At 41.9% G+C, this 23771-nt stretch carries 21 protein-coding genes and 1 pseudogene; 17 read left to right on the forward strand and 5 right to left on the reverse strand.

Going from position 1 to position 23771, the window contains the following annotated elements; all coding sequences use genetic code 11:
- Positions 1–50 precede the first annotated feature (50 nt).
- From QA601_07540 to QA601_07550, 3 genes are read left to right on the forward strand one after another with little or no spacing between them, the layout of a single operon-like run.
- Complete coding sequence (locus tag QA601_07540; protein MDG5814924.1) at positions 51–440, forward strand: NusG domain II-containing protein; 390 nt, start codon at positions 51–53, stop codon at positions 438–440.
- Positions 424–1569, forward strand: a complete 1146-nt coding sequence (locus QA601_07545; GenBank protein ID MDG5814925.1) for a Gx transporter family protein — start codon at positions 424–426, stop codon at positions 1567–1569. The genes QA601_07540 and QA601_07545 overlap by 17 nt, the downstream gene beginning before the upstream one ends.
- A 41-nt stretch (positions 1570–1610) precedes the next feature.
- Positions 1611–1763, forward strand: coding sequence for a hypothetical protein (locus QA601_07550; protein ID MDG5814926.1), 153 nt, complete (start codon positions 1611–1613; stop codon positions 1761–1763).
- A 32-nt stretch (positions 1764–1795) separates the two neighbouring features.
- Here QA601_07550 and QA601_07555 read toward each other — a convergent pair.
- Positions 1796–2059: pseudogene (locus QA601_07555) on the reverse strand (GxxExxY protein).
- A 304-nt stretch (positions 2060–2363) separates the two neighbouring features.
- Positions 2364–3395 carry a hypothetical protein gene (locus tag QA601_07560; protein MDG5814927.1) on the reverse strand — a complete coding sequence of 344 codons (1032 nt, stop codon included), beginning with the start codon at positions 3393–3395 and terminating at the stop codon, positions 2364–2366.
- A gap of 272 nt (positions 3396–3667) precedes the next feature.
- Between QA601_07560 and rpmE the strand changes: the two genes are divergently transcribed.
- The 13 genes from rpmE (at position 3668) to QA601_07625 (ending at position 17706) form a co-directional block, all read left to right on the forward strand.
- Positions 3668–3880, forward strand: a complete 213-nt coding sequence (gene rpmE, locus QA601_07565) for a 50S ribosomal protein L31 (protein ID MDG5814928.1) — start codon at positions 3668–3670, stop codon at positions 3878–3880.
- Positions 3881–4085: 205 nt separating this feature from the next.
- Positions 4086–5159, forward strand: a complete 1074-nt coding sequence (prfA, locus tag QA601_07570; GenBank protein MDG5814929.1) for a peptide chain release factor 1 — start codon at positions 4086–4088, stop codon at positions 5157–5159.
- Positions 5160–5183: 24 nt separating this feature from the next.
- Positions 5184–6029, forward strand: a complete 846-nt coding sequence (prmC, locus tag QA601_07575; GenBank protein MDG5814930.1) for a peptide chain release factor N(5)-glutamine methyltransferase — start codon at positions 5184–5186, stop codon at positions 6027–6029.
- Complete coding sequence (gene lpxK / locus QA601_07580) at positions 6029–7114, forward strand: tetraacyldisaccharide 4'-kinase (protein ID MDG5814931.1); 1086 nt, start codon at positions 6029–6031, stop codon at positions 7112–7114. Before prmC ends, lpxK begins: the two co-directional genes overlap by 1 nt.
- Before the next feature lies 1 nt (position 7115).
- Positions 7116–7577 carry an SH3 domain-containing protein gene (locus QA601_07585; protein ID MDG5814932.1) on the forward strand — a complete coding sequence of 154 codons (462 nt, stop codon included), beginning with the start codon at positions 7116–7118 and terminating at the stop codon, positions 7575–7577.
- A 10-nt stretch (positions 7578–7587) separates the two neighbouring features.
- The gene (locus QA601_07590; protein ID MDG5814933.1) at positions 7588–8898 is read left to right on the forward strand and encodes a DUF4388 domain-containing protein; all 1311 of its coding nucleotides are present in this window, start codon (positions 7588–7590) and stop codon (positions 8896–8898) included.
- A complete protein-coding gene (gene ruvX / locus QA601_07595) occupies positions 8879–9286 on the forward strand; it encodes a Holliday junction resolvase RuvX (protein MDG5814934.1) in 408 nt (135 codons plus the stop codon). The genes QA601_07590 and ruvX overlap by 20 nt, the downstream gene beginning before the upstream one ends.
- Complete coding sequence (locus tag QA601_07600; GenBank protein MDG5814935.1) at positions 9286–9999, forward strand: hypothetical protein; 714 nt, start codon at positions 9286–9288, stop codon at positions 9997–9999. Before ruvX ends, QA601_07600 begins: the two co-directional genes overlap by 1 nt.
- A 4-nt stretch (positions 10000–10003) precedes the next feature.
- Positions 10004–14677 (forward strand): C25 family cysteine peptidase, encoded by a 4674-nt coding sequence (locus QA601_07605; protein MDG5814936.1) that lies wholly within the window; start codon positions 10004–10006, stop codon positions 14675–14677.
- The gene (rsmI, locus tag QA601_07610; GenBank protein MDG5814937.1) at positions 14674–15354 is read left to right on the forward strand and encodes a 16S rRNA (cytidine(1402)-2'-O)-methyltransferase; all 681 of its coding nucleotides are present in this window, start codon (positions 14674–14676) and stop codon (positions 15352–15354) included. Before QA601_07605 ends, rsmI begins: the two co-directional genes overlap by 4 nt.
- Positions 15355–15530: 176 nt before the next feature.
- A complete protein-coding gene (gene gmd, locus QA601_07615) occupies positions 15531–16595 on the forward strand; it encodes a GDP-mannose 4,6-dehydratase (GenBank protein ID MDG5814938.1) in 1065 nt (354 codons plus the stop codon).
- Between the two features lie 33 nt (positions 16596–16628).
- Positions 16629–16811, forward strand: a complete 183-nt coding sequence (locus tag QA601_07620; protein ID MDG5814939.1) for a DUF6485 family protein — start codon at positions 16629–16631, stop codon at positions 16809–16811.
- Between the two features lie 25 nt (positions 16812–16836).
- On the forward strand, positions 16837–17706 hold the full coding sequence (locus QA601_07625; GenBank protein ID MDG5814940.1) for a DUF3108 domain-containing protein: 870 nt from the start codon (positions 16837–16839) through the stop codon (positions 17704–17706).
- A gap of 16 nt (positions 17707–17722) precedes the next feature.
- On the opposite strand, the gene cutA is transcribed toward QA601_07625, so the two are convergent.
- Positions 17723–18043, reverse strand: a complete 321-nt coding sequence (gene cutA, locus QA601_07630; GenBank protein ID MDG5814941.1) for a divalent-cation tolerance protein CutA — start codon at positions 18041–18043, stop codon at positions 17723–17725.
- A gap of 27 nt (positions 18044–18070) precedes the next feature.
- On the reverse strand, positions 18071–18445 hold the full coding sequence (locus tag QA601_07635; protein ID MDG5814942.1) for a response regulator: 375 nt from the start codon (positions 18443–18445) through the stop codon (positions 18071–18073).
- Positions 18446–18677: 232 nt separating this feature from the next.
- Between QA601_07635 and hrpA the strand changes: the two genes are divergently transcribed.
- Positions 18678–22391, forward strand: coding sequence for an ATP-dependent RNA helicase HrpA (hrpA, locus tag QA601_07640; GenBank protein ID MDG5814943.1), 3714 nt, complete (start codon positions 18678–18680; stop codon positions 22389–22391).
- Between the two features lie 4 nt (positions 22392–22395).
- On the opposite strand, the gene QA601_07645 is transcribed toward hrpA, so the two are convergent.
- Positions 22396–23580 (reverse strand): glycosyltransferase family 4 protein, encoded by a 1185-nt coding sequence (locus QA601_07645; GenBank protein MDG5814944.1) that lies wholly within the window; start codon positions 23578–23580, stop codon positions 22396–22398.
- Between the last annotated feature and the right edge of the window lie 191 nt (positions 23581–23771).

The following is a 23771-nucleotide window of genomic DNA, read 5'->3' on the forward strand; positions in this document are numbered from 1 at the left end:
GCCCATAGATCACCTTTGAACCGCAACTCTTTTCATAATGGTTTACGTGCATGAAAACACCTGAAATGAAAATCGGCCTGTTTCGGACAGGTGACCTTATAATCCTTCTTCTATTGCTTGCAGGGATGGTAATCGTTTGGCCGCTCATTAGATCTTCTCATCCAGGTGAAGTAGTTATTTTCAGGGACAATCAACCTATAGCAACATATCCCCTTCGAAGTGAAAATGTCATCAGTATAAGGGGCGAACTTGGGCAGGTAGGGATAATGATTTCTGATGGGAAAGTGCAGATACATTCTGTAACCTGTCCTCACCAGATATGCAAACGCTCCGGAGCGATTCAGCGCTCATTTCAGCAGCTTGTCTGTGTTCCCAATCGAATACTTGTAGAGATACGTACATCGGAAGACAGTGGTGGTATAGATGCAATCACCTATTAAACAGAGTCGCGATTCAGATGTAGCAATAAAAGCTACCTGGCTTCTGCTTGCAGTAGCAATAAATGCACTGGAACTTGCCTTCCCCAGACTTCCTTTTCTTCCCTGGCTTAAGCCCGGCCTGGCAAACACAATCACTATCATCTGGATCGTCAAATACGGGCTGACAGATGCTTTGCTTTTTACTACACTCAGGGTGTGGATTTCAGGGTTTTATTTTGGATTTTCTCTTATCACAATGTCACTTGGATTCGGTGGAGGAATTCTATCCACTCTGGCCATGGGTTTAACCTGGAGTCTGTTAGGTAAACATCGTATGATAGGGACAATAGGTCTTGGGATGATTGGAGCCCTGTTTCATAACATTGGTCAAATAGTAGTGGTATACCTGTTGATGGCCCGAAATTTCAGAATTTTTTACCAGATGCCCTTTATGCTTGGCGCTGCACTTATTCTGGGTGGAGCAGTTGGAGCACTTGCACTACCCCTCATGAGACTTCTTGAAAAAAGTAGCGTCAGTGATATTCAGTCTAAACAGGAAACGAACAAAATACCCCCCGGTTTAAGAGATAAAGTTGCTGTAGCATTCACACTGATTCTAAGTTTTACTCTCGTCTTTATATCTGATATAATTTTGCTTGCAGCAGCAGCTATTTGTTTTTCTCTGATTTCAATAATCCTTCAGAAACGGGGCATCCGGAGTGTATTATTTCCATTAAAATTATATTGGATATTTCTCTTTTCAGGTTTTGTTCATCTTTTCTTTTCCTATGGAACTAAAGTTGAGTTGTTACCATTTGTTACCGAAGAGGGGATACAGCAGGCTATATTGCAATGGATAAGACTATGGACTTGGCTTCATGCAACAACTATTTTCAGACGTTTCAAATTCCATGACATCTTCTTTGATTTGCTGGGCAAAGTGTTTCCGTTAAAAAGCTCAACTTTAGATGCTGGGCTGATTGCACTTGATTTTTTTCCCGAAACACTTCAGCATTCTGGCAAACAAAGGGGGGCAAATGTTATCAGGCGGCTGCTAAAGGCCCCGGTACAAACACTCTTCAATTATGTTGAGGGCATGAATCAACGTATTGGCACCATTATCACCCAAAATAGTGAGCTTAAAACATAAAGAAACAGAGCATAATAATTATTATTTATAAATGAGGGACTATGAACAACATTCATGAAAAAGACTGGGCATCAGAGAACTGGGGAGGACACAGTGGGATGGCTAGTCAATCAGAATACAGCATAGTAGATGACAGTGCAGAAGAACGAGCTAAAACAAAACTGAAAAGTGAAAAAGATCGGTCTAAAGAGTAAATAACATACTACTTTTCATTTAAGGATAACTTTTATAACTTATTTACAATTCTTTTTATACCGTCTTTCATTAGTGGCGCACCAAAGTTCAGTAAAAGTCCAAGACGGTAATCGAGAAGCTTAATGTAGGTTAACAGCTTTTTACTATATACTGGGTGGAGATTTTCGACTGATTTCAATTCAATGACTATCTGATTTTCAATGATTAAATCGGCTCTAAACCCTTCTTCAAAAAACATATCTTCAAAAACAACAGGCACTGGCTTCTGGCGTTGAACACCAAGGCCCAGGCTTTTAAGCTGTTTTGCAAAATCGTTTCATAAACAGATTCAAGTAGCCCTGGCCCAAGTTTAGAGTGTATGTGATAGGCAGTGTCGATTATCAAGCCAGATATTTCATTTATCTCCTTCATTCATACTTCCCTCTCTTATATATGCCTCAAGTATTCTTTCCCTCTCTCCCTCTTCATCCTACTCTTCTCTGCGCCTCCCCGACTCTGCGCGATCCCTCTCTCTCCATCCTTCTCTTCTCTGCGCCTCCCCGACTCTGCGCGAACCCTCTCTCTCCCTCTTCATCCTAATCTTCTCTGCGCCTCCCAACCTAAAAATCCAAAGACGCCGTTAACCCCCAGTTCTCACTCCCCCTGTAGAAATCTAATTGAAGCTGGTTAACTATCATCCCTGCCCCGCCAAAAAAGAGATTTCCTTTTCTTAGAGCAGAGAAAACTTCAGGCACACTATCCGGTGCTCTTGAAAACCCAAATCTCAGATAATAATTGGATAAAACCCGGGCTTGGACTCCTGAGCGAAAGACAGTTGTTCTTTTTATTTTACGATCGAACAATCCAAACACCTCAATGTCCATAGGAATAGAGATCTCGACTCCCTGACCCAGAGAAAAATGATAAGCGATTCCAACCACCATTGTACGATACCTTGATGCGGTCCAACCTCTGTTCCTTTCACTTTTATTTAAATCCTGCAGCGTGTCAGCCAGCTCTTCATCGGCATACGCTTCTTTTGTTCTGCTCCATCTGTACCCTACCAAGTTTTTGAGTACAAAAGAAAAATCCAAATTATCCATTACGTTTGTTTGGAAGAATCCAAGATCAAACAAAAGCCTTCTCTCCCTCATATCTTTAATGATGTTTGCAGAGGCTGAATCTTTAAGTTCATGGCTGAACGACATATTTTGATAATGAATGTTGAGTCCATAATCCACAGGGCCCTGACTGTCGACCTGTTCACTAAGTCGCCCAGAGATATTTCCGGTGAATTCATAAAGGTTACCGGAGGTTCCTCTTTGAATAGAGTAAAAGAATCCCAAGGCTCCTTCGTGGTTGGCATAGCTAACTCCTCCTGGTAGCAATAAGTCGTTATAAAGAGAATCATAGCCATACCCTACTGCCAGAGCTCCCCGTTCAGGAACGTGGCTTCTGTAACTAAAAACCAGTGCGGGATTAATTGTACCCTGCATTATTCCCATGGAGAGTGCACTTCCGGCTCCACCCAGAGAGGTGGAAACTACGCTGTTGGCTGAAAGTTGAGGGGTTAAAAACATATCTACGTCAGACCCCTTAGCTACTACTGCGATCAACAAAATTAAACTACATAAAGAAAGGCGATATCTCATTTTTCTCCCCGAAGTCATACATTTAATGCCCGATACAGTTTTAAAATAGATCATGTCATACCGATTTTTCTTCCATCGGGGATTTGTTCACTTAAACTGGGGGCTTCGGTCAAATCAATAAATATTACCCGACATTAAACGAAATAATATATAATAATCTTCACTCTAACAGACATTTTTGCCGGGATAAATATTTTCACTTGCTCTTAATGAGGGCTTTAGCTATTTTGCAATTTAATTTTTTTATCCCAGAATTCCTTCGGAGAGGATATATGAAAGAGAAGATACATCCAAAATACGAAAAAGCTACCTTTACCTGCTCATGTGGAAATGTAATCGAGACCAGGTCCACAGCAAAGAGCACACATTTGGACATTTGCAATGAGTGCCATCCATTCTATACTGGCAAGCAGAAGCTTATTGATACTGCAGGTAGAGTTGAGAGATTCCGCAAACGTTACCAAAAAAACAACAAAAAATCTTAGCTTCCCAAAAGATCTCTTCAGGACGGAAAAGTGTCATACCTTTTCTGTCCTTTTTGTATTCAGGCTGATCTGTTCAGCTTTTTTTCGCATAAATAGTTATGAAGTTTGATATCTGTTTATTTTTTGGCAGATTATTTTTTAGTCCGCTAACGTTAGATGCACCAAAGCTGCTTACTTAGCTTTGCCGGCACTTGAAAGCGATCCTATGATAAAAGAGAAAGTTAAAAACGTACTGATACACCATAGTGAGCTTGAAGCCCGACTTGCCTCACCTGAGGTAACTTCAGACCCCTCCAAAATGGAGAAGCTTGGAAGAGAGTACAATTCTCTGAACAAAAATTTGCCTGTGTATAAAAAGTATCTTGAGATGGTGGAAAATATAGAATCGGCTCAGGAGCTTATTGAGTCAGAATCAGATCCAGAGCTACTTGAACTTGCCCGTGAAGAGCTTTACGAGTATCAGCATCAACTCCCTGAGATCGAGCAAGAGGTGAAAATTCTTCTGGTTCCAAGGGATCCAAAGGATCTCAAAAACGCGGTGGTGGAGATCAGAGCAGGCACAGGTGGTACTGAGGCCGGGATATTTGCCGCCGACCTTTACCGTATGTACACCCACTACGTGGAAAAAAGGGGTTGGAGTATAGAGGTACTGGGCTCAAGTTTTGGAGACCTTGGTGCGGTAAAAGAGGTCATTATGATGATTAAGGGGGAAAACGCGTATGGAACCCTTAAATATGAATCGGGAGTTCACAGAGTTCAGCGGGTTCCTCAGACAGAGACGCAGGGCAGGGTTCATACTTCAGCAGCATCGGTTGCGGTATTTCCTGAAGCAGATGACTTTGAGGTGGATATCGATCCTAATGAGCTGCGTATCGACCTTTTCTGCTCAAGTGGTCCAGGCGGCCAATCGGTTAATACCACCTATTCTGCAGTACGGATAGTTCACTTACCTACCGGTCTGACCGTTTCCTGTCAGGATGAAAAATCTCAGCACAAAAACAAAGCAAAAGCTATGAAAGTGCTTCAAACCAGGCTCTACGAGCAGAAATTAGCCGAAGTGGAAGCAAAAGAATCGGCGGAGAGAAAGAGTATGGTTAGCACCGGTGACCGAAGTGCCAAAATCCGCACCTACAACTTTCCTCAGAATCGCCTTACCGATCACCGGATGAATCTAACCCTTTACAGCCTGGATTCTATAATAAACGGAGAGTTAGATGAGCTCATAAACTCTCTTTCTATTGCTGATCTCAATGAGCAGGTAAAAAAGGCTGGCATGTAATTTCTCGTTTCTGGAGTAGTTTTTATGAACAGGGGTGAAGCGTTACACTATATAGAATCTAAAATCACCTCTGTTTCTGGCGAGTTCAGCCGTCCGGAAGCCGAAAGTATACTTCAAAATCTCCTGAAGATCTCACGAACCGAGCTGTTACTATCACACGCTGAAGCGATAGACTTTCAGACCGAAAGTCGTATTAATGAGATACTAAAACGCAGGCAAAATCATGAACCACTGCAGTACATATTAGGGTCGACCTATTTTTATGATCGTGAATTTAAGGTAAACTCAAGTGTTTTAATACCTCGCCCGGATACGGAGACTCTTGTAGAGGCAGTATTGAACTCTGAGAGTTCAGGGGGAAAAAGATTTATTGATCTGGGAACCGGTTCGGGAATAATTGCTGGTATTTTGTCTTCACACTGCTCGAGATGGCGTGGAATAGCTGCAGATATATCGATTAGTGCACTAAGGGTGGCAAGGGAAAATCTTGGCCCTGAGCTCTCCCTTATTTGCGCAGATATGTTAAAACCGTTTAAAAAACGTAAGGTTTTCGATTTTTTTGTTAGTAACCCGCCCTACATCTCTTCCCGTGATATAGATTTTCTGGATAAAAGTGTAATTGACTATGAACCGCTAAGTGCACTTCTTGGTGGTGGTGATGGGCTCGATTTTTACCGATACCTTGCAAAAGAATCCTCCTCGTACTTAAAAGAGGGAGGAAGGATCTATTTAGAGATTGGATATGATCAAAGTGAAGCAGTTCAAGAAATACTTAGAACTGAAGGGTGGGAAAAAATTACTTTGATTAAAGATCTTGAACGGCGTCCAAGGGTAATTAGCGCATGCCTCAGCACCGATAAAGGCTTGTGATGAGAGAGAATCTTGAAAATCCATTTCCACTACCTCTTTGGTTGAACAAATGTTTTGCAGCTCAAAGTGCCTCTGTTCTCTATAGAGCAGTGGTGGCATTGCGAAACAAAGCGTATGACAAGTTCGCCTTTCTCTCACATCCACCATCGAGGCCTACCATAAGTATTGGTGGAATCCGGGCTGGTGGAACAGGAAAAACTCCGGTAGCCCATTTTTGTGGTGAGTACCTTAGCTCACGGGGCTATGATATCGCATTTTTATCCAGGGGTTATGGGAGAAGAAGTAAGGATCAGTTGCTTATTTCTCCCTCAGAGACGGTGTCCTGGGAAAGTGTTGGTGATGAGCCATCGTTGCTGAAAAAAAATCTTCCTCAGAGTTGGATTGCAGCGGGTTCAAACAGGGTTCAAAGTGCAAAAGAGTTATCGGGCAGGGTTTCTAAGGATACAGTTTTTATTCTCGATGATGGATTTCAGCACCGGCGTTTAAGGCGCAACCTTGATATCATCTGTGTACATGAGCACGTTTTAAGCGATTTTATGATTCCCCATGGGTATTTGCGTGAGCCACTTTCTTCCCTTTTTCGGGCAGATTTTCTGATTCTTACAGCTGGGATCAGTGATTCTGTTGAGAGGCTTACAGAAGTAGCAAAAAAGCTAAGGAACAGGTATAAAAAGCCGGTCAGCATTCTTATTCAGAAGCCTGAGTATTGGGTAAATGGAACAAGTGGTGAGACCAGCGCTGTTTTACCATTAAAGGAGCCGATTGTTGTGTGTGGGATTGCGCGCCCCCATCGTTTTATCAATCTAATCCGCTCTATGGACATAAGGCCATCTGAAATTTTGTCTTTTAAAGATCATCATATATTTCAAATGAATGATTTTTTGGGAATGCGCAATTTATATTCAAAAGGATTAGTCACTACCGAGAAGGACTTTTTGCGGCTTTCATCAATAGATTCAGCGAAATTGCCGCAAACGTGGTATCTTAAGATAAAACTTGATTTTGCTGATAATGAATCACAAACAGCATTTTACTCGACAATGGACAAGTTCAATCATAAAATTACTCAAAAGGAGGCTCTCTAAGATGAGGTTCGTTTATTATTTAATCCTGGTTGTTCTGACTGCAAGTGTTTTTGCATCACCGATTTATGCAGAAGATAGTGATACAGAGATGGAAATGGCCACCATGGAAATGAGCGGCGAAGATATGGAGGATATCGAGGGAGAAACAAAGTATGTAGAAGTTACAAGAGCCTTCCCTAATATTTATGAAGAACTGGATCCCAAATCAAGAGTTATACGCCAGCCAAGAAGAGGTGAGTTTCTTGAACTGATAAGTCAAGGAAGAAGGTGGTATAAGATCAGAACTGAGGATGGTGAAGAGGGGTTTCTTGAGATGAGAGCAGGTCGTGTAGTGGAAAGAAAAGGCATTTTCTCCTCCTGGCAATCAATTCTCGGTTTTATATTGAACATAGTACTGCTTTCAGGGCTTGTTGTTGGAGTAGTTATATTCGTTAAAAAACAAAAGGCTGCAGTAGAAAACTAAAGGTTTTTGTATGTTGATTTTCATGAGTACAGTGCTGATTGCACTCGTTTTTCTGGTTCCTGAAGGAGTGGGTAGCCAACATCCTTCCGATGTTTTTAATGAATTTGGCGCATCCCCCAGCTCAGCACCTGCTCATGAAAATGTTGCTTTAAATGAAGAGGGTTCCGATTCCTCACCTTCAGCACCGTCTCACTCGCGTCATCCATCCCATCTCCCTCCGGATCATTCTCCTGATCACATGGAAAATGAAGAGCAGCTTTATGTGCAGATACAAAGGACCCCCACTAACATCCTTGCACATCTAAGCCCTAACGCACCCATATTGGGAGTTGCCAGAAACGGGGATGTTTTTCCACTTATAGCAGAGGGAAGACGCTGGTGTACTATAGTGTATGACGATACGACTGGGTGGGTAGAGAGAAGGCATGTAGAGATTGTCACCGCCCCTTCATCGGTGTTCCTTGCCGATGCTAAAGCACTATTATTTGCGATCGCTATAATCGTGTTTATTGTGCTTGTGATAGGGGCAATTATCACCTGGCGTCATATTAAAGCTGAAAAACTCAGGGGTGTGGTTATTCCAAAAAACGCCCTGATAATCGCGGCAAAAGACAAAACGGTTCACTATATGTTGAGTGATGTCAAGGCTCCACTTGAAAGATGTTTTACTGAAATAGGATTCAAGGTTAATAAAGCTCACGATTTAATGGCAGCACGCAACATAATCAGTCACTCTCCTCCTGATCTTGTTCTTGTAGACTGGCAGTTTGCTCCCGGTGTTTTAACTGTAATAGAGCGAATGTTCTCACAGCACCCATCAGCCAGTAATGCGTTGTTTTTATTCTATAACATTCCTGACCCCTCCTCTGTTCATCTTCAAAGTGTATTGCCCAATATTGGTTTTTTGGGTCTGACATTTTCTGACAGAGACATTTTTAAGCTTGTAACGCCGCTGATAATCACTGCAGAGAAGAGTATGAATATTCAAAAGAGTGTTAAGTCTTCAGCACTTGAGGGGATCATAAAAGATGGAAACTTGCTTGAAGTACTCCAGTTTATAGAAATTGGCAGTAAGACCGGCTGTCTTATGATTGAAACGAAATCTCCTTTTGGTCTTATGTATTTCAACAGAGGGCGGATAATCTACGCAGCAACTCCAAAATCGCAGGGGAAAAAGGCAATATTTTCAATACTTAACCTAAAATCTGGTAAATTCCGTTTTGTGTTGAATAAAACTCCCAAATCTGCCAATCTTAATCTTTCCACTCTTGAGATTCTGATGGAATGGACAAAGGAACTGGATGAAGCTACTGGGCATTGATTACGGACGCCGCCGTATCGGTCTGGCAGTTACAGATGATGATGGTTACTGTATCAGAGGCCTGGATGTAATAGACAGGAAGAAAACCTCCGACAGTATCGAAAAGCTTTTACACATAATCTGCGCACAAAAGCCTCAAACAATAGTATTTGGGCTTCCGCTCGATGTAGAAGATAAGGAAACAGTGATGAGTCGGGAGGTTAGAGAATTTGCTTCAGAGGTGCAAAAGAGAAGCGCACTGCCAATAGAGTTCATCGATGAGAGTCTTTCTTCACGCAGAGCTACGGAATTTTTATCCTTAAAGAAGAAAAAACAGAGACGCGATAAGGCAATGGTAGACAAAATTGCCGCTTGTTTGATTTTGGAGCGGTATCGTGAGGAAGTATAATGAGGCTTTTTGTTCGTTATTCGATGTGCGTTGTAACCAGCCTGTTGTTGCTCGGCTCTGTTTGCCCAACCTTTGAGCCACCACCACCTCCTCCTTTATCCCAGCCATTTATAACTGATATAGAGCTAAAAGAGTTTAGGAATTCAGGTCAATTTGTAGAAGCTGCCTATGTGCAATGGTCTCCACCGATGGACAGTTCACTGAATGCCACCTCTTACACTCTGCTAAAGAAAACCACCGCTGATTCGCTTTTTGATATCTTGTCCGAGAATATCCCTTCTCATATCACTGAGTACTATGACCGACTATCTGAAGCTGATTTCCCTTCGATACATTACGACACCATTTTCTATAAAGTTTTTGCAACCGATTCTCTTGGACGCCGGGGAGATACATCATCACCCTGTTCGCTCATTCTTGCCCCCCAGCCCTCGTTTACCAGTTATGACACAACAAGCGGCCGCATAAACTGGAGCATGCTTGGAATTCAGGGGGCATTGGATTCCTGGGTTAAGATATGGAATGATGAAGAAACGAAAACATGGAAAAATGAAAAAATCACCAGGTTCAGCGGTGAAAACGATATAATAAATTTCTCTGTCATGCTACCCAAAGACTTTAACCCTCTGAGTACGGGGAAGTGGTATTATGGTTTGCATATAGACGCTTATGGGCGTAACTCTTTAAAAATTGGTGAAATTATGATACCATAACTTTATGGTATCGTTATTACTTATACTTCTGATCTATAGTTTTGTATCTGCATTTTCTGGTTCAGAGTTTTCAAACATCTCTGTGCATTCCTCAGGGTTTTCTATCGATTTTTCATTAACTAACAGTAGTGGTCATCAATCATCAGGATTTGTGTTTGGCTATACCTGCTCCCCATCTTCAAAAGGGGCTCGAACAGTTACTGCAGAACTAGGGATGAATGAAAGTGAAATTTATCCATTAAAAATTGAGCCGATTGTAAGTGACTGGTCGGCAAACAATTACATCCAGTGGTGTGAAATTAGCATACCTGATAACCTTAAAAACCGATCCTCAGTTTTAGACGGCACAATTACCTTTTCCGGCATAGATGGGTTACGAAAAGATGGGATATCCACAAGAAATAATGTGATACTTATTGATCAGCCGCAAAGGGTTTTAACAAAGTCAGCATCACACCATCATCCCCAATTACCCTTTGATCAGGGTGTGAGGATCGATGTTACGACCGATGGGCTTTACCAATTAAGTGTTGGCGATCTTTTGGAGTTGGGTGTATCGGTAAACACTGTTCCGGCAAGATTTTTCAGAATGTTTCAAAAAAATAATGAGATTGCATTATACAGCACAGCAGGTAATTCAGAATACTTTAGCCATGATGATTTGATCGTCTTTTACGGGCAGCACCTTAGGGGCGAAAACTCCCACTTCACTCAGTACAGTAATACTAACACTTACTGGCTAAGCTGGGATACTACACCGGGAAACCGGATGATGGAAATTTCGGGTGCTCAAAGGAGAGATCTTAGAGTCTTTGATAGTCACCAAAGCTCAGATGCAGTAAAAGCCGGAAATTTTCATGATACTATTCATATTGAATATGATAACGAGATACGATGGCTGGGTTCGATCTACCAGCCATCTGACATTGCCTCTATTCCTGTTACCGACACTTTAATTGATAATTGGTATTGGGGATTAATGGGCGCCAATGACCTTACAAGCTATACAATACAGCTCCCTTCCCCTGCAGAAAGTGGATTAGCTCAGGTGCTTATCTCCATGACTGGTCTTACCAGAGTTGCAGGCGACCGAAATGATCATATCTACTCGATCCTGATTAACGGTAAAAAGGCGGGTAATGATAATAGTGCGGTTTGGAAAGGTCAACGACCGTATATTTTTACAAGTGATCCTTTTCCGGTAGATTTGCTCAATAAAGGGGATAATCGTATAGATTTTATCAACCAGCAGCATGAATTTGAAAACAGAGCAGCTCTGAACTGGATTCGTGTGATTTATCCCCGCAACTATGAAGCCTCAGACAATTCACTTCTTTTCAGAAACGACGAATCAACATTCGATAAACTGGTTCAGTATGAAGTCGATGGGTTTGATGACAACAATATAGAATTGTGGGATATCGAGCAAAACCGTTTTTTCACAGAAACAACTATAAAGAGAAATGAAACCAGTAATCCAGGTACCTACTCTTTAGTTTTTCAGGACAGTGTTTCACTGACGAGCCGTTACCTTGCACAAAGTGTCACAAACAGATTAACACCCGACTCAATAAAATTAGATACTCTGGCAGCAAAGTGGGATACTCTTGCGGGAGTGGATTACATTGCAATCAGTGTTGATTCCTTTAAGACAGTTCTCGAGCCCCTTCTTCAAACCCACCGTTCACGGGGCTTACGGACCGCTTTTGTCGACATTGGTGATATATATGATCGTTTTTCCTTTGGCATTCCTAATCCCGAGAGCATTCGTTTATTTATTTCCTTTCTCTTTTCAATCTCAGGGGATAATCCACCACGTTTTCTTCTTTTGGGGGGAGATACCACACATGATTTGGATAAGAAAAACGGTGATCGTAATTTGGTACCAACCAATCTTGCCAGAATCCCGGGATGGGGTCCAGCCAGTAATGATGGTTACTTTGTGACAGTGCGAGGAGACAATCAGTTTCCAGATATGGCTGTGGGCAGATTTCCTGCACAGAATAAAGAGGAGATGAAGACTTTAGTCACAAAGACTGTCAATTATATAAATAACCCGTCCAGGGGGTTTTGGAGAGATAATATTCTTTTGGCCGGAGGTGGTAAACGAGATGAGCCAGAATTTACTAGATTTAACAATCAAATCACCACAGAAGTCATTGGCTCTCAAATGAATATTTTGCGAATGGATGCAGATCCTTCCTCTCCATGGTATAAAAATGAATTCAACGCATCAGGTGCAATGGCTGATTTCATAAATGCCGGCGTTTACCTTGTAAATTTTAATGGTCATGGTGGGGGCAATGTCTGGTCTGATAATCGTTTTTTCAGTTATAATGACATTCACCGCCTGCATAATGGTGGGTGGGGCGGAAGTGGTAAATTACCTATAATTTTTAGCTTTACCTGTCTTACGGGATTTTTTGAAAGCCGATCATACCGTTCCCTTGGTGAGGAGTTGGTTAGGTTTAATGAACATGGTGCCATCGCGTTTTACGGAGCCTCCTCTTATACTTCCCGTAACGGTAATATAATCATAAACAGGCTTCTTCTCGACCAGGGTTTGAATGGTAATTTCGAAACACTTGGTGAGCTTTTAAAGCATACAGAGACATTAATGCTGGTAAAATATGGCAGGGAACATCTTCCACTTATTCGCCAGTATAATCTTCTGGGTGATCCGGCTTTGCCCTGGCATTTAACACCGGACTCTGTTGATTTGACATTAAGTAATGAATTATTGTCTGAAGATGAAAGAATATTGCTTGTAGAAGGAAAAAGTCCCTCTATTGAAGAGGGGCACGTTCTTGTACAATTACAATCAGACTCCCGGGAATGGACGCGAAAGATCAGCACGGTAGAGGATTCTGGTTTTAAAGTGTCGATTCCGGTAAAAGAGGGAACACAAACATCCCGGGGATATATCAGAGCTTATGTTTGGAATGATTCGGCTGAAATGAGAGGAAGTACCCCTTTTTCAAAAAACAACCTTTTAATCTACGATCTAAAAATCAGCCCTTCAACTCCGGCATTTGGTGATAGTGTAACCGTTAGATGCAGAGCGCATGTTCCGGATGGCTCATCGATACCTCAACTTTTTTTATTATACTCCACAGCCCCGCCTCATGGTGATTTTAAGTCACAGGGAGGCATACTTATGAACAGAGACTCTTCGGGTGTTTACACCTCTACTTCTGCAGTTCCTGTCATATATGGTGACAGGCCCGGAGAGATGCTTCAACTTCGGTTCAGGATGGTAGCAGGTGCAGAATCGATTGAAAGCAGTCGATTCACTTACGATATACTTGGCCGGCCGGATCTGCTTTTCTCAAAGGACTCACTGTCTTTTCAGTGGAGTGATGATTCCCTTTTTCTATCATTTGAGGTGCTTAATTCCGGTAATGTTACAGCTCCCCCTTTTAGCGTTGATCTCAACTGGGTAGATACAGAAACCGCTCAACGTACCCGGTTTCATCAACGAACAGCTCCGGATTCTTTGCTACCCGGCACATCCCATCCTTTTAGAATAAGTCTGCCGGATACAACTGGAACCTTAATAGTCGAAGCATCTATAAACAGTGATACTGAATTTGAGGAGATAAGTTTTGAAAACAACATCGCCACCCGTGAGTTTAGTATTTCAAAAGGTCTTCTCCATGTTAGTTCAGATACTGTCACAACCCCGGGAGATGATCTTTCGCTTACGCCTCAGGGTGATTTAAGCAAAGCGTATTCTGTTTTTATCTTTTCTGAAGAACTTGAGGAATCTCAACCCCTTAGCACAGCCTCCCACTGGATACCATCTGCTCAGAATAATCACCAAAAGTTTACTATAGGTACCCGACCAGCTCTTAAAAGTAGCGATACCTTGTTATGGACATTTTCTACTGAAGCAGATAATTCAGATATCTCGGTCATGACCCGGGATCAATATTCAGGAAACTGGCGTTACGCAGGAAACTCATCATTTATTGGTGGCAATGTTCTGTTCAGATCTTCAGAAACAGGGCCTTATGCTATTGCTCACTTAAGTGACAATTCTCCTCCCCGGGTCAGGTTGACAGTGGTCGGAAGAGAGATTAGTTTTTTAGACTATGTGGCAAAGGATCGTCCATTCAATCTTGGTATATCCGACCCCTCAGGTATCTATACGCCTTCCATACGTCTGCTTCTTAATGGAAAAGAGTTAACCCAGGAAAGTCACTCAGAAATTCCGTTACACAAAAATCCCGAAAATGTAAATGTAACCGTTTATCCCCCGTCACAAAGGAACATAGATTCTCTTTTAGTACTTGCTGAAGATCTTGCTGGTAACAGGATATCAGAGACGTTTGCCTATAAACCGGGTGAAGACCTTAAGATACAGTTCCTGTCCTGTCACCCAAATCCATTTACCGCAAGAGTTTCTGATGGAGTAACAGTAGAAAATGTCAGGTTTGCATTTTTGATAACGGATTTGGCAGACATAGAGCTCACGATTTATACTTCAAGTGGCCGTAACATACGAAGCTGGAGATTTCCCGATCTTATAGGTTACCAGGAAATACAGTGGGATGGTCGTGACAGACACGGCTACAGGATCGCAAACGGGACCTATTTTGCTAAACTTACTGCCAGAAATAATTTTAAGAGAGTAAACAGAACAATCAGAATCGCTAAATTAGAAGGCTACAGATGAGTCTCTACATCGTTTCCACCCCTATAGGAAATCTTTCGGACATTACCTACCGTGCAGTAACAGTGCTTAAAGAGTCAGAGCTGGTTCTTGCCGAAGACAGCAGAATAACCAAAAAATTGTTTCATAACTTTGGGATTTCAACACAGATAAAAGCGTACCATGATTTTAATAAGGAAAAAGTAACCCCTTCATTAATAGAGCAGCTAAAAGAGAATACAACTATGGCACTGGTTACCGATGCCGGTACTCCTGGCATTGCTGATCCCGGGTTTTATCTTATACGAGCAGCTATTGCTGAGAATATTACGGTGACACCTATTCCCGGACCTTCGGCTTTTATCAGTGCTCTAATTTCCAGTGGTTTACCCACCGATCGGTTTATATTTGAAAATTTCCTTCCACCTAAGAGTTCCCGCAGAAAAAAGCTTTTTGAGCAGTTTTCAACAGAGCCCCGCACTCTGATATTCTATGAATCACCTCACAGAATTTTTAAAACGCTTCGGGATATTGATGAGGTGTTGGGCGATGTCAGAGTTGTTGTAGCGCGCGAGCTTACCAAAATCCATGAAGAGTTTCTCAGGGGAGCTCCTCAATCATTGCTGAAACATTTTGAAAAACACCCGCCTAAAGGAGAGATGGTTGTTCTGTTCAATACCAGAATCAGGGAAAATGGGTAATTGCACTTACTTTGGAAAACCTGGAGCGGTATTGGCAGTTTCTTTCGTCTTATAAATATGAGATAAACAGCGCACTTAGATGTTTTTTAGTGGCATGAAGGTATTATATTTCTATTTGTTTTACTCTAAAGTGACACTAAAGGTAATAGTTTCATATACATAGAACAGGATCTCAGATGAAGAAAAAAGCACTGATAACTGGTATTACAGGCCAGGACGGCTCCTATCTTTGCGAATTTTTGATGAAAAAAGGGTACGAAGTACACGGGATGATTCGTCGTGCCAGCTATTTTAATCGCAAGAGAATCGACCATCTCTATAAAAACCCACAAAAAAAGCCTAACAACCTGTTTCTTCATTACGGTGATATGTCTGACAGCAGCAATATTAATCGGATGCTAGAGCGTGTTGCGCCTGATGAGATTTATAATTTAGCGGCTCAATCACATGTTAGGGTGTCTTTTGAGATGCCGGAGTACACTACAGACATAGATGCTACGGGTACGCTGCGAATCCTGGACGCGATCAGAGAGGTTGGGATTACTCCCCGTTTTTATCAGGCCTCTACATCAGAACTATATGGAAAAGTGCAGCAGATTCCTCAGAGTGAAAAAACCCCGTTCTACCCCCGTTCACCCTATGCTATTGCCAAGCAATATGCATATTGGATGGTGGTAAATTACCGAGAAGCGTACAATTTGCATGCATCTAATGGGATACTGTTTAATCATGAATCTCCCCGCAGAGGTGAAAATTTTGTCACGCGTAAAATCACCCTTGGTGCGTCAGCCATAAAAAGGGGGGAAATGGAATGTTTATATATGGGTAATTTAGACTCCAAACGTGACTGGGGGTATGCTCCCGATTATGTGCGGGCAATGTGGATGATGCTTCAGCAGAGTAGTTCCGATGACTATGTAATCGCTACCGGTGAAATGCATTCGGTTAGAGAGTTTATTGAAAAAGCTTTCACTATTTTGGATATCCCGATCGAATGGAGAGGAAAAGGAATCAATGAACAGGGTATTGACACCAAAAGCGGCAAGGTTGTTGTAAGAATTGATCCTAAGTACTATCGCCCCACTGAAGTGGATGTGCTTCTTGGTGATCCGCGCAAAGCAAAAGAGCAACTTGGATGGAAACCCAGTGTTGGGTTTGAAGAGCTTGTTGAGATCATGACTCTCTGTGACTACAAAAACTGCTCAGAGGTTAATGAAATAGTCCCGAAGAGTTATAAGTAATACTTTTAATTTCAACACCAGGAGAGGTTTTAAATGGCCGAATGTACAGGTTCAAAGTGTCCATGCACCTACACTTCATGTAAAAGGAGAGGTAATTGCTGTCAATGTGTCAGTTACCATCGTGAAAGTGGTGAGATTCCAGGATGTTTCTTTAGTAAGAACGCTGAGCGTACTTACGACAGATCGATTGAAGCATTCATACGGGACAGAAGCTGAGTTTTATTGTTAAAGGAGTTGGGGAATGAAAAAAAGTGGCAAATTACCTGTTTATACCGCTCTGGTCTTTGGAGTACTTTTATTTACCGGACTAAGCACCCACGTTGTTGCAGAGAGTTGGAAAAATGCAGCCCGGGATGTTGAGTCATTCCCCTTCTCTGAGCACTATATCGACTCGGTAATGAGTTACCATGGTGTGGAACGTCCAGTATCGCCCCTTCGCTCAATCAGCACCCCAGCTTTTGCGGCTTCCGGCGAAAGACTGGTATTTCAGGTTTCCTGGGGATTTGTAAAAGGTGGTTATGTTGTTATAGAAACAAAACCTCAGCCCCACAACCGGACAATCAGAATTGGTGCAAAAGCACTATCCAGTAACTTTGTAAGTGCGTTTTTCCGAATACGTAACTATGTATTATCCACAGTTGATGCCGATGGTCTTTACCCGATCTATTTTGAGCAACATACCCGTGAAGGTAATTACACTGCAGATGGTTATATGCTTTACGAGCATGGGAATCAGGTGATTGTTGAAGGCAGGAGGTCGATGGTTTTGGATGCTCCAAGCTACGTTCACGATTATCTTTCACTGATACCAAGAATACGCTCTATGAATTTCACTAAACATGACGTGTTCTCTCATTATGTTTACATGAACCGTGAAGTAAGCCCCATGACCTTTGAAGTCACCGACAGAGAGAATATCAGCGTAGATGCCGGGTCGTTCAATTGCCTTAAAATCGAGCCTACGCTAATTGGTGAGGGCAGAACGTTAAGCCGAAGGGATCGAATGGAGATCTGGGTAACCGATGATGAGCACAAAATGCCGGTGAAACTTAGAACAAGGGTTAAATTTGGCTCACTCACCGCCAGACTTATTCACTACGAAAGGTTTTGATAGAAATCAGGCAGATTCAGTCCTGCTTGGTTTCCTCACTGATCCAGTTTAAAAAATCGCTGCTTCCCTCAACCAGTGGCAGAGCCACAATACAGGGAGTGGAGTAGGAATGAAGCTGCCTTACTCTTTGAGCCACATCATTGAAAAGCTCGTTGCGCGTTTTAGCAATAAGTATAACTTCTGAATCCTCAACGATCTTATCTTCCCAACGATAAACAGAACTCATTCCATCGATTATATTGGCACAAGCTGCCAGCCTCTCATTAATTAGAGTGCTGGCGATCTCTTTTGCTTCCTGTTTATCCTGAGCTGTTATATATACAAAAATATGATCCACAAGAGTTCTCCTTGTTTTTAGTGAGTACTAAACGCTGCAGAGTTCTTTTTGCTGCTCAAAAATAATTGCTCCCAGTTCTTTCATGGGAACCGGTTTTTCAAAAACGGTGGCTTCTAACTTTTCGATTCTCTCTTCTGCTAATTCCGATACATAGCCGGAAATTATTATTTTCTTAATGTGAGGCTCAACAGCTTCCATAAGCTCAATGCCATCGATTCCAGGCATCATATAATCTGTAATGAGAGTATCCACCTTATTATTTTGGATAAATTGCAGAGCTTTGAGCGGATCGTTAAAGGTATATACAATAATATTGTCAGAGGAAATCTCAATAAATGTTTTTAACAGCTCTGTTATCTGAGTTTCATCATCAACAACGACGACTTGTAGTTTTCTGTGCATGATAGGTTTTACTTTCGAAAGGTGCTTTGGCCTATGTAGTAAATTAAACAAATTTCACTTTTTTTTCAAGATTTTTTCATGGAAATTATTTAGCAACAAAGAAAAAACCATTTTTTCATTCACTGTCTGAGACTTAATATACGAAATAGGAAAATAAATGCAAAGGGGAAGACGATTTATTTTTTTAATACGTACTAAAAGATACCCTTAACTTCAGTTTAGATAGAAAAATATGAATAATTCGACCGCTGTATATGACCAAAACCTGCCGATTTTTGAAGCACGTCAAAAACTGATCTCACTTATCAGTGCACATCAGGTAATAATTGTAGCAGGACAGACCGGCTCGGGTAAAACAACCCAATTGCCGCTGCTGTGCCTTGAGGCGCAAAGGGGCACCAGAGGCAAAATAGCCTGTACTCAACCCAGACGTATTGCTGCAATGTCAGTAGCATCCTATGTTGCTTCTAAACTCAATACTCAGCTTGGCAATTTTGTAGGGTACAAGGTTCGTTTTTCGGAAAAAGCAACCCCTCAAACCGTGATCAAATTTATGACCGATGGAATTTTGCTGACCGAAATTGAACGTGACAAGTTGCTCAGACAGTATGATACGATCATTATCGATGAAGCACATGAGCGCAGCCTTAACATCGATTTTCTTCTTGGATATCTTCGTTTTCTTCTCCCCAGGCGCCCTGACCTCAAGGTCATCATCTCCTCTGCCACTATCGACACTACCCTCTTCTCCAAATCTTTTAACGATGCCCCCGTACAACAGGTGTCCGGCCGCCTTTACCCCATAGAACTACTCTATAAAAATGAGATGATTAGTGAAGAGTCTTTAGATGATTCGGATAACTATGTAGACCAGGCGCTAGTAGCAGTTAAGGATCTTTTTGGAACATGTGGCTGGGGTGACATGCTGGTATTTATGCCAACCGAACGTGATATCAGAGAGACTTGTGAACGACTTGGTGGTGATAATTATTACAGAGATGTAGATATCATTCCTCTGTTCTCACGGCTTTCAAAAAACGAGCAACTAAAGATCTTTACTCCTTCCCGGCGCACAAAGATTGTAGTATGTACCAACATTGCAGAAACATCAATCACCGTTCCCGGGATCAGGTATGTTGTTGATACAGGACTTGCACGCATTTCCAGATATGCACCACGTTTACGTACAAACCGCTTACCCATCGAGCCCATAAGCAAAGCCAGTGCAGATCAGCGCAAGGGACGATGCGGACGTGTGCAGGAGGGGGTTTGTATAAGGCTTTATACAGAAAAAGAGTATCTCAGCAGAGATGAATTCACCCAACCGGAGATCATGCGCAGCAATCTTGCCGGTGTTATTCTCAGTATGAAGGCTCATAATCTTGGGTGCCCTGAAGAGTTTCCCTTCATTCAGCCCCCTTCTAAACAGGCAATCTCAGATGCCTATGCCATGCTTTACGAGCTTGGTGCTCTTGATAATAGAAAGGAGCTTACCCCTTCAGGAAAAGAGATGGCCCGTTTGCCATTCGATCCTCACATCTCCCGAATGATCTTAGCTGCACGGGATGAAAATGCCTTAAAAGAGGTTACAATAATCGCAGCAGCACTATCCATTATTGATCCACGGGAAAGGCCTCTGGATCGTCAGGAGCAGGCTGATCAAATGCATGCTAAATTCATCGACAAATCATCGGACTTCATGACCTTTGTTAACTTGTGGAGTGCCTATCAGAGTGAATGGAAAGCATTGAAAAGCCAGAACCGGATGCGTAAGTTTTGCAAAGAACACTTTTTGTCATACCTCAGGATGCGGGAATGGAATGATGTGTACCAGCAACTCCATGACACACTGTGCAAAATGAAAGGTTTTAAAGAAAACACCTCAGCTGCATCTTACGATTCCATTCATCGCTCGCTTTTATCTGGCCTGCTATCAAACTGTGCATTTTTGGATAACCGGGGCAAATATCGTGGTGCAAAGGGCAAAGAGTTACTTATTTTCCCGGGCTCAGCCCTGGCGAAGAAAAAGAATCAGTGGATAATGTGCCATGAAGTAGTTGAGACTTCACAGGTATTTGCAAGAACAGTTGCCTCTATTAAGCCTTCCTGGCTTGAAGAACTTGCGGTACCTTTATGTAAAAAAAGCTATGACAATCCGTTTTTCGATTCAGGAAGCGGTACTGTGAGGGCTAAAGAGCGCGTTTCACTCTTTGGGATGCTTATCAACTCAAACAGATTAGTCAGGTACGGAAAAGTTAACAAAGACGAAGCTTCAGACATCTTCATCAATCAGGGGTTAATTGAAGAAAACCTCAGATGTTACCATAAGTTTTATAAGCACAACAGAAAAGTAAAATCTGATATCCTCTCCAAGGAGGATCGTATAAGAAGCCGCACTCTTTATGCGGGGGATACTATGTTGTATCGATTTTATAAAGCCCGAATACCTGAAGTATCTTCAATTCACGACCTTAACAGAGTAATAAAAAAGAGAAAAGGTGATGGCTTTTTATATATCAACAAAAAAGACCTCCTGGCAGCTCCGATGCCTCAGAAAGTTCACTCTTATCCCGATAAAATCACTATTGGTGGAAGTGCTTTTCCTATATCTTATAATTTTGAGCCCGGTTCAGACAATGACGGTTTCACCGTTACTTTTCCTTCCTGTGCGCTATCCTACATCCCTGAGAACACCTTAGACTGGATCGTTCCGGCACTGTTACCAGAGAAGGTAAAGGATCTCATAGGCAATCTTCCACGGGAGCTCAGGAAAAAGTTCATCCCTTTAAACGAAACCAGCCAAACTATCGCTTCTGCCCTCTCCCCTTCATCACAGCCATTTGCAAGGGTACTGTCCGATACTATAAAAACTTTATACAACATCGACATCGCCCCTTCGTTTTTTGATGAAAAAAGAGCTGCCCCTCACCTTGTTGCAAAGGTCAAAGTAGTGGATCCAAAGGGTAAAGAGATTATAAGTGGTCGAGGTGCAGAAGTTATAACCAGGTGCTCTGATATCGACACTAGAGCTAACGCTTCCCCACTACAAAAGAGATTTGATTCATTCAGAAAGGTGGGAATAAGAGAATGGCCTGATGAGAATCTGAGTGAGCCAATTGAGATAGGCTCCGGTGATGATGGTATTCCGCTAAAGGGATACGCAGCCTTAAAAGCAGACAAAGACGATTCTGTTGAATACATTCTTTGCAAAACAGAAAAAGAGAGTGATCAGATACATAGATCTGGAGTCCAAAAACTACTTGAAATCGCTGCTGCAAAAGATCTTTCATGGCTTGAAAAAGACCTCTCTTTTTCTCGCAACCTGAAACTTTTATGCACTCCGTTTGGTGGTCCGGATTTAATTAAAAGCCAACTGTATGAGCTAATCTGCGACTATGCTCTGTCATTTACTAAGTTACCCAGAACAAAGCAAGGTTTTGAACAGCTACTCTCTGATACGCACAATAAGTTAAAAGGCACAGGGTACAGATCTGTTACCTTACTTGAAGATTTTATAACTCAATTGAACGAAAATTATAAGAAAATTGGTAATGCAGGCAAAACTATTCCAAAGGATATTCGGGGAGAGTTGTGTGATGACCTTAAGACTTTTACCGATGATCTTATTGATCTGAAAATAGATTACAATGTATTTGTTAATTACCCCCGTTATATGCGCGCTTTCAGTTACAGAATAGAACGGGCAATGAACGATCCTTTAAAATACAGAAACAGCAGATCTCTTCTGGCCCAATACCAGAATTTAGCTAAGAAGTATTCAAACGTAGTAAAAGAAAAGCAGTCAGGAACTGTCGAAGCTTTTAAAGAGTATTTATTCATGGTAAATGAATTCTCCATTTCACTCTTTGCTCAGCACATCCGAACTGCTATGCCGGTCTCTGAAAAGAGGCTTAAGAAAAAATTGCAGGAGATAGGTATTCAGTGATATTTCAGGGGAAGGTTTTCCCCAAGACTATCTCTTCATACAGGTTAGTTAGTTTTCCGATTGTTACAGAGGGAGAGAAGTGTTTTCTGTACTGCTTAAGTGCTTCAGAACCCATCCTTTCCCTTCTTTTTTTATCATGAATCAACTCTTCAATACTCTCTCTGAGGGCTTTAGAGTTCCCTGGTTTGACCAGAATACCACACCTTCCGTTTTGAACAATTTCAGATACAGGTGCTTTATCCAAAGCGATAACCGGCTTTGCGTAACTCATCGCCTCTGCGTAAACGATCCCAAAGGTTTCGTTTATTGAAGGGACGCAGAGAAACTCACAACCGGAAAGCAGGGTATGTTTCATCGTTTCACTAACGCTACCAAGATCGATTATCCTTTCATCAGACCCCAGCACCTCTCCGGGACCAGCCACCACCAGTTTAAAATCAGTTGCAATTGGTGAAAAGGCTTTGAGCAGATCATTCAGTCCCTTATAGTTTTCTTTTCTACCCAAAAACAGGATATAAGGAGAGTCAGTGATTCTTTCAGTCGCGTTCTGTTCATCTGGTTCATTTATAACCGGTGGGATCACTTTCAGTAGTGGTGAAGGGGTTTGTGAGCGGGAAACGAAATTTCGCTTATAGTCTTGTGAATGGCAAATAACTGCGTCAGCTTTGTTATAGGCACTCATCTGAGCAGGTGAATCGCCCCATCGGTTAAAATGGATATAGGGAGATTGAACGATTGGAATTGAAAACGTTTCACAAATCTCAGCCGCACAGCGCCCCAGATACCCTGTGGAATAGGAATGAACCACATCATACTCTTTAAGATAGCCCTGTAACTGTTGTTTGAATGCTGCCTGGTAGAAACGATACAGGGTATCGAATAACTCGGGGGCTCTAATACCTTTTAAATTGGGAAATGACCAGAGTTTCAGTGGCAGAAGAGTGATACGGGCATTTAAAGCAGGAAAAAGGGTAACCACCTGTTTTCCGGATGGGTCCACAGTTTCTCTTTTTTTTACTTGTGCAGCGTACTTTTTATATAAGGATTTATGAATCGTTGTACAGTTATGGGCAAAAATGGTGCACTGATAGTGCTCAGGCAACTGTGCGGCAGTCTGCCGCACATTTTCTTCTACACCACCCACAATTGGCCAGTAATAATCGCTAAGAAGTGCTATTTTTAGATTCACAACGCTACTTTTAAGCCCCCATATCCTTGTAGACAGGAAAATTATATCATAAGGGGGCAATAAAAGCCGTAATTTTTAGTAAGCAGGTAATCAAAGCATGGTTAATGGCTGAAGGAATTACTATTTTCATGTTTACCCTTCACTTAAGATATTTTAGAATATAGATTTATAAGGGTAAACACATGGCCAAT

Source organism: Chitinispirillales bacterium ANBcel5, from assembly GCA_029688955.1.
Lineage (GTDB): Bacteria > Fibrobacterota > Chitinivibrionia > Chitinivibrionales > Chitinispirillaceae > Cellulosispirillum > Cellulosispirillum alkaliphilum.